This is a genomic window from Pacificibacter marinus, assembly GCF_900109555.1.
GTDB classification, from domain to species: Bacteria; Pseudomonadota; Alphaproteobacteria; order Rhodobacterales; family Rhodobacteraceae; genus Celeribacter; species Celeribacter marinus_C.
Genome location: NZ_FNZV01000002.1, coordinates 369,893 through 381,469, shown reverse-complemented (window position 1 = coordinate 381,469; position 11,577 = coordinate 369,893). Strand labels below are relative to the sequence as shown.

The 11,577-nt window shown below is 53.5% G+C and carries 8 protein-coding genes; 5 read left to right on the top strand and 3 right to left on the bottom strand.

The annotated features are described in order from the left end of the window. From BM025_RS19110 to xth, 3 genes are all read left to right on the top strand, one after another. On the top strand, nt 1-242 hold a 242-nt coding region (locus tag BM025_RS19110; protein ID WP_090875188.1), incomplete at its 5' end, for a hypothetical protein. Nucleotides 243-389: 147 nt separating this feature from the next. Further along, nucleotides 390-1,577 (top strand): BaiN/RdsA family NAD(P)/FAD-dependent oxidoreductase, encoded by a 1,188-nt coding sequence (locus BM025_RS04950; RefSeq protein ID WP_085847643.1) that lies wholly within the window; start codon nt 390-392, stop codon nt 1,575-1,577. Between the two features lie 58 nt (nt 1,578-1,635). Further along, nucleotides 1,636-2,466 (top strand): exodeoxyribonuclease III, encoded by an 831-nt coding sequence (xth, locus tag BM025_RS04945; RefSeq protein ID WP_085847644.1) that lies wholly within the window; start codon nt 1,636-1,638, stop codon nt 2,464-2,466. Nucleotides 2,467-2,557: 91 nt separating this feature from the next. Here xth and der read toward each other — a convergent pair whose 3' ends face one another. The 3 genes from der to BM025_RS04930 all read right to left on the bottom strand — a co-directional run bounded on the left by der (nt 2,558) and on the right by BM025_RS04930 (nt 6,508). Continuing rightward, nucleotides 2,558-4,057 (bottom strand): ribosome biogenesis GTPase Der, encoded by a 1,500-nt coding sequence (gene der, locus BM025_RS04940; RefSeq protein WP_085847645.1) that lies wholly within the window; start codon nt 4,055-4,057, stop codon nt 2,558-2,560. Nucleotides 4,058-4,149: 92 nt separating this feature from the next. After that, nucleotides 4,150-5,472: a PQQ-like beta-propeller repeat protein gene (locus BM025_RS04935; RefSeq protein WP_085847646.1), complete on the bottom strand. Its 1,323-nt coding sequence runs from the start codon at nt 5,470-5,472 to the stop codon at nt 4,150-4,152. A gap of 124 nt (nt 5,473-5,596) precedes the next feature. Next, entirely contained in the window at nt 5,597-6,508 is a 912-nt protein-coding gene (locus tag BM025_RS04930) for a hypothetical protein (protein ID WP_244515471.1), read from the bottom strand. 275 nt (nt 6,509-6,783) lie between these two features. Between BM025_RS04930 and BM025_RS04925 the strand changes: the two genes are divergently transcribed. Further along, nucleotides 6,784-7,899, top strand: coding sequence for an efflux RND transporter periplasmic adaptor subunit (locus BM025_RS04925; RefSeq protein ID WP_306455973.1), 1,116 nt, complete (start codon nt 6,784-6,786; stop codon nt 7,897-7,899). Next, nucleotides 7,896-11,558, top strand: a complete 3,663-nt coding sequence (locus tag BM025_RS04920; RefSeq protein WP_085847648.1) for an efflux RND transporter permease subunit — start codon at nt 7,896-7,898, stop codon at nt 11,556-11,558. The genes BM025_RS04925 and BM025_RS04920 overlap by 4 nt, the downstream gene beginning before the upstream one ends. The last annotated feature ends 19 nt before the right edge of the window (nt 11,559-11,577 follow it).

Sequence of the window (11,577 nt, the reverse complement as noted above, 5' to 3'; positions counted from 1 at the left end):
CACAAAACCTCAAATCTTTCGTTGAACTTGACCTTGTGCGCGCCACAACAGACGGCACCGTTGACGTGTACGAATTGACTGCAGACGGCCAAGGCAAATTGCTCGGCTCAGCACCTGTCCACGCTGGCGCGAACCAAGACCTTAAAGTCAGCTTCAAATCTTTGACAAACCAAGATGTCGTTGCTGTTTTGACAACCAACGGCGGCGTGACTGCGACACAAGCTGTCACTGTTTCTGAATAACACCTCAGACTTCAGATTTCCTCCTCCATCGAAAAGGCGGCCCTCAAGGGTCGTCTTTTTTCGTTGGGGGTTGCCCCCTAAAGGTTGGCGCACGAAACACTTGTCTCAACGCGCAATTTCATGCTTTACGGCCCTATGAGTACAGATATGCCCCTCCACTACGACACGATCATTCTAGGTGCCGGCGCCGCTGGTTTGATGTGCGCCAGCTTTGCCAGCGCCAAAGGCGGGCGTGTTTTGGTTGTCGATCATGCCAAACGCCCGGGTGATAAAATCCGTATTTCGGGCGGTGGGCGCTGCAATTTCACCAATATGTACGCAGGCCCCAATAACTTTATCAGCGGTAATAAGCATTTCGCCAAGTCAGCTTTGGCGCGCTACACCCAATGGGATTTCATCGAATTGGTCGCCAAACACGGCATCGCCTATCATGAGAAAACACTCGGGCAGTTGTTTTGCGATGGCAAAGCCACGCAGATCATCGACATGTTGCTGGCCGAATCTCGTGCGGCAGACATCGCGCTTGAGACAACGATTGATGATATCAACCATGACGGCGCTGAATTTCGTCTGATCTTATTGGGCAAACACGTCACCGCGAAAAATATTGTTGTGGCCACAGGCGGGAAATCGATTCCCAAAATGGGCGCGACAGGTGCTGGGTATCAGATTGCCAAGCAATTTGATGTGCCCGTGACTGAGACACGCGCTGGATTGGTGCCCCTCACATTCGGCCCACAAGACCTAGATTGGATTGTCCCGCTGGCAGGCACCGCGCTGGACGGCAGATTGACGGCCAATGGCACCGCATTTGACGAGGCTTTGTTGTTCACCCACCGCGGCATTTCTGGTCCTGCCGTCTTGCAGGTGTCAAATTACTGGCATGAAGGGGACGCAGTGCAAGTCAACCTTATGCCAAACACATCTATTTTCGACGCCCTGCGCAAAGAGCGTGCTGAAAACGGACGTCGCCAGATGAGCACCGCTTTGGCCACGCTTTTTCCCAAAAAACTAGCCACCACTTTGGCCGAGAAATTACAGCTTACTGGCAATTTGGCGGATCAATCTGACAAGGCCTTGCAAGAGGTGTCAGATACCCTGCACGCATTCGCCCTTAAACCCACAGGATCCGAAGGCTATCGCACCGCCGAAGTCACGCTGGGCGGGATTAATACAGACGCGCTGAGTTCGAAAACCATGGAAAGCAAGACAGTCAAAGGTTTGTATTTCATCGGCGAGGTTGTGGATGTGACAGGCTGGCTGGGCGGGTATAATTTTCAATGGGCATGGTCGTCTGCCGCCGCTTGTGGTCGTGCGATTGCAGATCAAGGCTGATCAACGCTTTCCCTCGGGTTCATCCCCGCCTAAACTGATAAAAAATCAAGGATGCGTCATGAAAATTGCCAGCTTTAACATCAACGGAATCAAGGCCCGCATTGACGCGCTGACCGATTGGCTCAAAGAATCCGATCCAGATGTGGTCGTGTTGCAAGAAATCAAATCCGTTGACGAAAATTTCCCGCGCACCCATTTCGAAGACATGGGTTATATCGTTGAAACTCATGGGCAAAAATCATTCAACGGCGTGGCTATTTTGTCAAAATTACCCCTAGAAGATATCACCCGCGGCTTGCCAAATGGCGCTGGCATGGGGCGCGATGGCGCGGATGATATTGAAGCGCGCTATATTGAAGCGACCGTGATGGGCAAAGACAAAGCGGTGCGTATTTGCGGGCTGTATTTGCCCAACGGCAACCCTGTGGATTTGAACGCGGATGGCACCCCTGTTGAAGGGTCGAAATACGATTTCAAACTCAAATGGATGAAACGATTGCACGATCGCGCTGCTGAATTGTTTGCGCTGGAAGAGCCGTTTTTGATGGCGGGGGATTTCAACCTTATTCCACAAGCTGAAGACGCCAAACGCCCCGATGTGTGGCGCAAAGATGCGCTGTTTCGCCTTGAAAGCCGTAAAGTGTTTCGCAGGTTGATGGATTTGGGTTTTACCGATGCTCTGCGTGTCACAAACAGTGCCGAAGAAACCTATACGTTTTGGGATTATCAAGCGGGTGCGTTTGATCGCAATGACGGTATTCGCATCGATCATTTTCTGTTGTCGCCACAAGCCGCTGACACGCTGCAAGACTGTCAAATCGACGCTTATGCGCGTGCCAAAGAAAAACCATCAGATCATGTGCCTATTTGGGTTGATCTGGATCTTTAAACCGTAAATCTAGTGATTTTACGGCCTACGGGTTCTACGATAAAAAACGGCGCGTCCCATCTCAGGACGCGCCGTTTTTATTTAGTCGAATTCAATCAGATCTACGGCGCTTTTTCTCATCTGCGCGGGGTTTACCCAAGTGTTTACGCAGGCGAGATGGCACAGATTTGGTTTTATTCTTATAAGGGTTCGCGTCAGATTGATCACGGAAATACAACCGAATGGGTGTTCCCGGCATATCAAAATCGATCCGCAATCCATTGATAAGATAGCGCTTGTAGCTATCGTTCAATTTATCAGCGTAAGAACACATCACCACGAAACCAGGCGGGCGTGTTTTGGCTTGGGTCATGTAACGCAAACGAATACGGCGGCCACCCGGTGCGGGCGGAGGGTGCGCTTCGGTCATTGCTTTGAGCCAAGAGTTCAAACGTGCGGTTGGCACGCGGCGGTTCCAAATTTCATGCGCTTTCAAAATGGCTTCTTGTAGCTTGTCCAAGTTTTTGCCGGTTTTGGCAGAAACGGTCACAAGCTGTGCACCTTTGAGCTGCGGCAGCAAGCGTGCAAATTCTTCACGCAGTAATTTGGCTTTGTTGGACTTATCGCCCTCTTCGTCCCATTTGTTCACGGCAATGACCACAGCACGGCCTTCGCGTTCGGCCAAATCGGCGATGCGCAGATCTTGCTGTTCAAACGGGATGGAGACATCAAGCAAAACAACCACGACTTCGGCGAATTTCACCGCGCGCAGGCCATCAGACACAGACAGCTTTTCAAGTTTTTCTTGGATCTTGGCTTTTTTACGCATCCCAGCGGTGTCAAACACACGCACGGGGGTGTCGTTCCAATTCATCGTCACAGAGATACTGTCGCGCGTGATGCCCGCCTCAGGGCCCGTGAGCAGACGTTCTTCGCCCAGAAGTTTATTGATCAGCGTTGATTTGCCCGCATTTGGGCGACCGACGACAGCGATCTGCAGTGGCTTTTCAAAGGTAAAATCACGTGACCCACCCAAAGTCTCGCCATCTTCATCGAAATCTTCGTCGGTGAGAATAACATCGGTTTCAGGCGTGTCACGTTTGGCGCGCTCTTCGAATTCTTCTGAGATAGGCAAAAGCATATCATACAGATCAGACATGCCTTCGCCGTGTTCTGCAGACAGGCGCACAGGTTCGCCCAGACCAAGCGAATAGGCTTCTAAGAACCCAGATTCGCCAGCGTGGCCTTCGGCTTTGTTCACGCCCAAAATGACGCGCGCAGATTTACGGCGCAGGATGTCAGCAAACACTTCATCCGCAGGCAAAATACCAGCGCGACCATCCACCAAGAACAAACAAACATCAGCCATGCCAACAGCGCGCTCAGTGAGCGCCCGCATACGGCCCTGAAGGCTTTCATCGGTTGCTTCTTCCAGACCGGCAGTGTCGATCACGGTAAAGGGCATGCCTTGCAATTTGGCTTCGCCTTCGCGCAGATCGCGGGTCACGCCAGGTTGGTCGTCAACCAACGCAAGACGGCGTCCAACCAAACGGTTGAACAGGGTCGATTTGCCCACATTGGGTCGGCCGACAATGGCAAGTGTAAAACTCATGGGTGATCCCGCTTTTCATCTCAAGTCGCCCCGATACACCCAAAGCACCTTTGGGGTAAAGGGGCAAAGCTCATACAGCTCTATCAGGTCGCCTATTGAAGGGCGACCAAAGCCCCAGTTTCAAGCAAAACATACATGATACCGCCCACCACAATCGGATCAGCTGCAGCGCCCGCAGGCAAGGTCACTTGATCGGTCAAAGAACCAGACGTTGGGGCAAAGCCGCGCAACATGCCATCAGACGACGCGACCCAAAGCTTGCCGCCCGCAGCCACAGGGCCGTAGTGAGCAAAGACAGCTTTGTGTTTGCGAGGTTTGTCAGCGGTGAACAAAGGCAACTGCTGCCCCCAAATGCGTTCCCCTGTGGATGCAGACAATCGCACCAATTGTGCCCGGTCCGTGACAATAAACACAGAGCCACCAACAACGGACGCAGGGCTATAAGCCCCTTCACGTGCTGTCCAGCGACGTTCACCTGAGTCCATATCAAAGGCTGCAAAGCGACCCGCTTGGTTGCCCATATAAGCGGTATTGCCCACGATCACAGGATCAGAGGTGATATCAGAAACGTTCGCATAGACGACGCCCGCGCGTTGCCCTGCAAGCGATGCGGACCAAAGCCGCGTGCCGCCTTTGCGAAACAACCCGTACACATCGCCAGAGGCGAAAGGCACAACAGCCAAACGATCATTCACCGCAGGCGCAGGGGCCCCAACGCGCGATGCAATGGTTTCAGGGCCTGAAATTTGCCATTTGACCAATCCTGTAGACACATCAATTGCCCAAAGTTGAGAATCGCCAGCAACAGCATAAACAAGCCCGTTGTGTGCCGTCAGACCAGAGGCACCAGCGGCCTCAATCCGTTGACGCCAGCGTTCTGTCCCACTGGCAAGATCAAGCGCAACAATGTCACCGTAAGCCGTGGCCGCCAGCAGGGTCGTGCCAGAAATCGCCAAAGACCCGCCAGAGGCATCGCCTTTTTTCTCAGAGACGGGCGTCAAATCGCGGGTCCAAACCAGCGCGCCGGTTGTGGCAGACACCACAGAAACAGACGAACCAGCGTCATAGGCCGCGACCAGTCCTTGGGCTGCGACAGGTGGGGAAGTTATGCGCAGTTTACGCGTGTTTCCTTGGCCAATCGGCGCGGACCATGCCAAGCTTGGCGCAGATGCGGTAAAACGGTTATGCCCTGAAGCGTGCGAAGCAGCCCCGCCCGTGTTGGTCCAGTTGGCGCGTGCCACCTGTGTGCCCAAAGAAATTGGCGCAGATTTATTTGGCTGAACGATATCGCTGGCAGCAACGCCGCCGCGCAGGTCCAAACGTTCCCCGGGCAAAATCACCTCTTTGGCGCCGGAACATGCCGACAAACCAACCGCTAAAAGAAAAATCCCTGCTCTACCAGCCTGCGCGATCATGAGATGATCCCCTCATCAAAAGTCATTTACCTTGCGTGCTCTTCGTATGAGACGCTCGACTGAACCAAGCACAGTCGCATTCGGACCCTGAACTGTTTCAGAGCCCCGTTTTTTACAGTGCCGTTTATTGTGGCGCGGTATCGGCCCCAAGTGCAACTATCATTTGCAAGCTTCGGCGGCGCAATGCCTCTGTGGCTTCAACGTCTTGTGAAATCGCACGCAACCCATCAACCGCGGCTTCTATATCGCCCATCTCAACTTGAGCTGTGGCGATTTGTTCTTCGGCCAGCAAACGATACGGCGCGCCGGGTGAGGCGATACCAGCCAACTGCGTGATACGGTCTTCGGGCGTGATCTCTTTCGCCCCGATCATGGCTGTTTTCAAAATGGCCAAATCGCGGTAAATCGCATCCAAAGTTGCATCCACAGTATAAGGTGCCAGTGCAGTGATCGCAGCTTTTGAATCGCCTGCGGCATGCAATTCACCCGCACGGATCATATCCGCAACGATGCGCGCTGAACCGGTGATTCCAGCAGAACCCAGAGCTTCGGCACGGGCCAGTGCTTCGTCACCACTTGCCAAGGCTGCGGTGATCGCATCGCCATTGGCCTGTGCAATAGCTTGGGCTTTGGATTTGGACCACTCATTGTAAGACGCGCCGCCCACAATCGCCACAACACCCACGACAGCGATCCAACCATACCGACGCAAAACGGCGTAAAGTTTGTCGCGCTTGACCTCTTCGGTCACCTCGTCGATGAAACTGTCTGTATCGCTCATATTTGCCCCCAGATCGGTTTTGTCTTGGATCGATGCGCTCAATTGCAGACCGCATGCCTGTGTTTCTCTTTGCGCCACTCTTAGCCTGAACCGCAAAGCCTTGCCAAGAGCAACTGACATCTTGCGTGAGCCAAAGGGGCAATCGAGGCCAAATACTGGCGTCACACGGGATTGCAGCCTTTTATCTTTGACGGACCGCACCCCCTTTACCCAAGCGTCATAGCCGCCACATTTAAAAAAATGTTCGTTTTTCACTCAGAACATCACATATTTTTGGCCAACCAATGCGTACACGCTATATATCGTACGAAATGATATCGTGCCCCCTTGTAATAAAGGGACGGCCTTTCTAAATGGAACACAATGTTAATCCTATTAAGATTGACGCAAAGCCTAGATAAACACTGCCTCATAAAGACACGATCCATGCGATGAACGACACAATTTGTCATCACATGAGGACACGTAAAACAAAACCGGACGGCACATAGCCCGCCAGACCAACGGACACAATATAGACCATGCGCATCATGTCTCTCATCATCGCCTTACTTGTCAGTGTGGCTCTGTATTTCTTTATCTTCGAACGCGACAGATTGACGGGTGGCTCACAATCAGATGCCACAGAGCAAACCATTTCCGCCTCTGAATCTGACGCTGAATTTACCCCCCCCGGTCTGGCAGCTCCAGCAACAAAAGATGCAATTTCGGTTGTGGCGGTGCATTCCAAAGCCCGCGAACTGGACAGCGCAGTGGTGCTACGCGGCGAAACTCAGGCCGCGCGCCAAGTGCAAGTCTCAGCGCAAACTGGCGGGCAAGTCATTTCAGACCCTTTGCGCAAAGGCGCTTATGTCAAACAAGACCAATTGTTGTGTCAGTTGGACCCCGGCACGCGCGCTGCAACTTTGGCCCAAGCCCGTGCAAGTCTGGCCGAAGCTGACGTTGGCTTGAACAATGCGCAAAGACTGTCCGAAGGCGGCTATGCGGCAACCACCCGAGTGCTCTCTGCGGAAGCGGCGTTGGAAAATGCCCGCGCAAGCGTCGCCCAAGCGCAAAAAGACATCGACAGATTGCAAATCACCGCGCCTTTTGCGGGGCTGCTGGAAACAGACACCGCCGAATTTGGCACCACGCTGCAATCTGGATCTGAATGTGCAACAGTCATTCAACTTGACCCCATCAAACTTGTCGGCTTTGCGCCTGAAACCGAAGTCAACAAAATCGAAGTCGGGGCTTTGGCTGGCGCGCGATTGATATCGGGCAAAACTGTCTCGGGCCGCGTCACGTTTTTGTCGCGCTCGGCAGACCCCGCCACACGCACTTTTCGCGTTGAAATCGAAGTGCCCAACACAGACTTTAGCATCCGCGATGGTCAAACCGTTGAAATCGGCATCTCATCAGCAGGGCGCTTAGCGCATCTGGTGCCACAGTCAGCTTTGACGCTCAACAACGATGGGGTGATCGGCCTGCGCACAGTGACTGCAGATCATCTGGTCGCATTCATGCCCATCGAAGTGATCCGCGACACGCAAGACGGCATTTGGGTGGCTGGCCTGCCCGAACAGGCCGACATCATCACAGTTGGGCAAGAATACGTGCGTGAAGGTGTCGCCGTCGATCCGCATTTTAAGGAGACGTCTCAATGACTGGGATCGTCGACTGGGCCGGTGAACGCGCCCGCATGATCATGGCGTTTATCGCGCTCACGCTTGTGCTTGGGACCGCCGCCTATATCAGCCTGCCCAAAGAGGGCGAACCTGACATTGAAATCCCTGCCCTATTTGTGTCCGTTCCCTTTCCTGGAATTTCCGCTGAAGACAGCGAACGGCTTTTGGTTAAGCCGATGGAAACCGAAATGTCGGATCTGGACGGTCTGGATGTAATGTCGGGCACCGCTGCCGAAGGCTATGCAGGTCTGGCCTTGCAGTTTGAATTTGGCTGGGACAAAAGCCAAATCATGGCCGACGTTCGGGACCGGATGACGCGTGTCGAAGGTAAATTCCCCGATGGGGCCGACAATTACTCGATCAACGAAATCAACTTTTCTGAATTTCCCATTCTGATTGTCAATCTAACGGGCGAAGTGCCCGAACGCACCTTGGTACAATACGCCAAAAAACTGCAAGACAGACTTGAGGGACTTGAGCCCATTCTCAGCGCTCAGCTCACAGGCAATCGCGATGAAATGCTTGAGGTCACAATCGATCCCTTGCGACTCGAAGCCTATAACGTCACAGCCGCCGAATTGATCCAAGTTGTGACGCAAAACAACCAATTGGTTGCTGCGGGCGAAGTGACCACCCCAACAGGCACATTTTCTGTCAAAATTCCCGCGTCCTTTGATGATCAACGCGATGTGATGGGGCTGCCAGTCAAAGTGAATGGCGACCGTGTTATCACGCTGGGCGATCTGGCGTCTATCCATTTGACCTTTGAAGATCGCGAAGGCACCGCGCGCTTTAACGGTGTCGACAGTGTTGCGCTGCAAGTCGTCAAACGCAAAGGTTTTCCGATCATTGATACTGTTGATCTGATCAAAACCGAAGTCGGTGCCGAAGTCGCCACATGGCCGCAAACCTTGCAAAACGCTATCAATGTGGGCACCTCAAACGATCAATCCACACAGGTCGCGTCGATGGTCAGCCAGCTTGAAGGCTCGGTTTTGACCGCCATTGCACTGGTGATGATCGTGGTTTTGGCATCGCTTGGCATTCGATCTGCGCTGTTGGTTGGCTTTGCCATTCCAACTTCATTCTTGCTCTGTTTCATTCTGTTGGGCCTTATGGGGATCACCATTTCCAACATCGTTATGTTCGGCCTGATTTTGGCCGTGGGCATGTTGGTGGATGGCGCGATTGTGGTGGTGGAATACGCCGACCGCAAAATGGACGAAGGCCACGGCCCGATGGCCGCCTTTGTTGAAGCCGCTAAACGTATGTTTTGGCCGATTGTGTCCTCAACCGCGACCACGCTTTGTGCCTTTTTGCCGATGCTATTTTGGCCCGGTGTTGCGGGCCAATTCATGGGCATGCTGCCTGTCACCATCATTTTCGTACTGTCTGCGTCTTTAATCGTCGCACTGATTTATCTGCCTGTTATGGGCGGTGTGTCGGGCCGTATTTCACGCCTGTTTGATCGCAGTTCTGCGTTTCTCAAAGCGCGTCTGCCATGGTTTGTGCGCGCCATTTTGGTCGTGCCGTCGACCTATTTGGTCTTCATATCCCTGCGCCAAATGATGAACCCGGGTTACTTGTTTGGCGGCACAGCACCAGACGGCCCCGTCGGATTGATCCTAGGGGGCGTGCTGTTCTTGATCGGGTCGTCCCTGTCCGGCATCACCTTGGCCGCGGTCGCACGAGACAAGAAAGAAAAGAAAATCAACGCGGGCTACAAACGCTCTGCTTTTGGCTGGTTCACCTATGCGATTGCTGGCAACCCCGTCATGCCAGTCGTCACCATCGCGGCAGTAATCTTTGCCGTCGTCAGCATTTTCGGATATTACGGGGCCAACAACAAAGGCGTCGAATTCTTTGCCGACACAGAACCCGAACAAGCCATCGTATACGTGCAGGCGCGGGGCAACCTATCGCTTGATGAAAAAGACGCTTTGGTGCGCCAAGCCGAAGACATCGTGCTCACCCAAGTCGGGGTCGACAACGCCTTTGCCTTTGCTGGCTCAGGTGGCCTGAACGCAAACACCGGCGGTGGCGAAGGCCCCCGTGACACCATCGGCCAAATCCAAGTCGAACTGATCCCATGGGATCAACGCCCAACGGTGACCGAAGACGGGTTCTTGTTTTTTGAAAACACCCATGTCTCTGAGCAATACAACGGCACTTTGGTTTTGGAACAACTGCAAGAGCGGCTTGACCAAATCCCTGGCATCTTTGTTGAAATTTTTGCCCTGTCCGGCGGACCTGCGTCAGCCAAACCAGTGCATTTGCGCTTGATGGGCGATGATTTCGCAACGCTGGAAACCGCCACACAAATCGTGCGGGAAAAATTTGACACCACCAAGGCCTTGACCGATATCGAAGACACCCGCCCCCTGCCCGGCATCGACTGGCAAATCAATGTAGATGTCGCAAAAGCGGGCCGTTATGGCGCGGATGTGGCCACAGTGGGGGCCATGGTGCAACTGGTCACACGCGGGATCACGCTGGACACAATGCGCGTGCCATCGTCTGACGAAGAAATCGACATTCGCGTGCGTTTACCGGAAAAAGACCGCGTAATGTCCACTTTGGACAGTCTAAAAGTACGCACATCAGGCGGGCTGGTGCCGTTGTCCAATTTCATCACACGCGAACCGGTGGCGAAATTGGCGCAAATCGATCGCATCGACCAAAAGCGCTACTATGATGTGAAAGCGGGCGTTGATTCTGACCTAGAAACCGAAGACGGCATCACAATCACCCCCTCAGAACGCATCGAAACTCTGACCGAATGGCTCGATACCGAAACCCCTTTGCCCGAAGGCATCACATGGGAATGGACCGGTGACGACGAAGAGCAACGCGAGACAGGTGCCTTTTTGGGCAAGGCGTTTGGCGCAGCTCTGGCTTTGATGTTCATCATTTTGCTGGCGCAGTTCAATTCGTTTTACAACTCGGTTTTGGTGCTTATGGCCGTGGTGATGTCAGTCGCGGGGGTTCTTGTGGGCCTCTTGGTGATGGACATGACATTCGGCATGATCATGACGGGCACAGGCATCGTGGCATTGGCGGGAATTGTGGTGAACAACAACATTGTTTTGATCGACACCTATCAAGAATACTCGCGCTTTATGCCGCGCATTGATGCCATCGTGCGCACCGCAGAAGACCGCATTCGTCCGGTACTTTTGACCACGATCACAACCATGGCGGGTCTGACACCGATGATGTTTGGACTATCACTGGACTTTATCAGTGGTGGCTATTCGATCAATTCGCCGACGGCTGCCTTTTGGACAAACCTTGCCACAGCTGTGGTGTTTGGGCTTGGGATTGCGACAGTTTTGACGTTGATCTTTACCCCCGCCATGCTGGCCTTGCGGGTTTGGGCTTGGGTCATTTTGCGCTATATCTTCATGCGTCTTGCCGCGATGGCTGGCCGACAAGGCCAGACCGCCCGCGACTTTACTTTGGCGCGCGAAGCCAAGCGCGCGCGTAGTCCCGAATTTGTATGGGGCCTTGAAATGGAACCCTTTGCGCAAAGCGACAGCGAACAAGACGGCGATCTGCCCGAGACGTCGACCAAAGCGGAAACGACAAACCCAGCCGTAAGCAAAGACAAAACCTCAAACATTCGCGCCGCAGAATAAAGAAACCGCCCCCAACCAG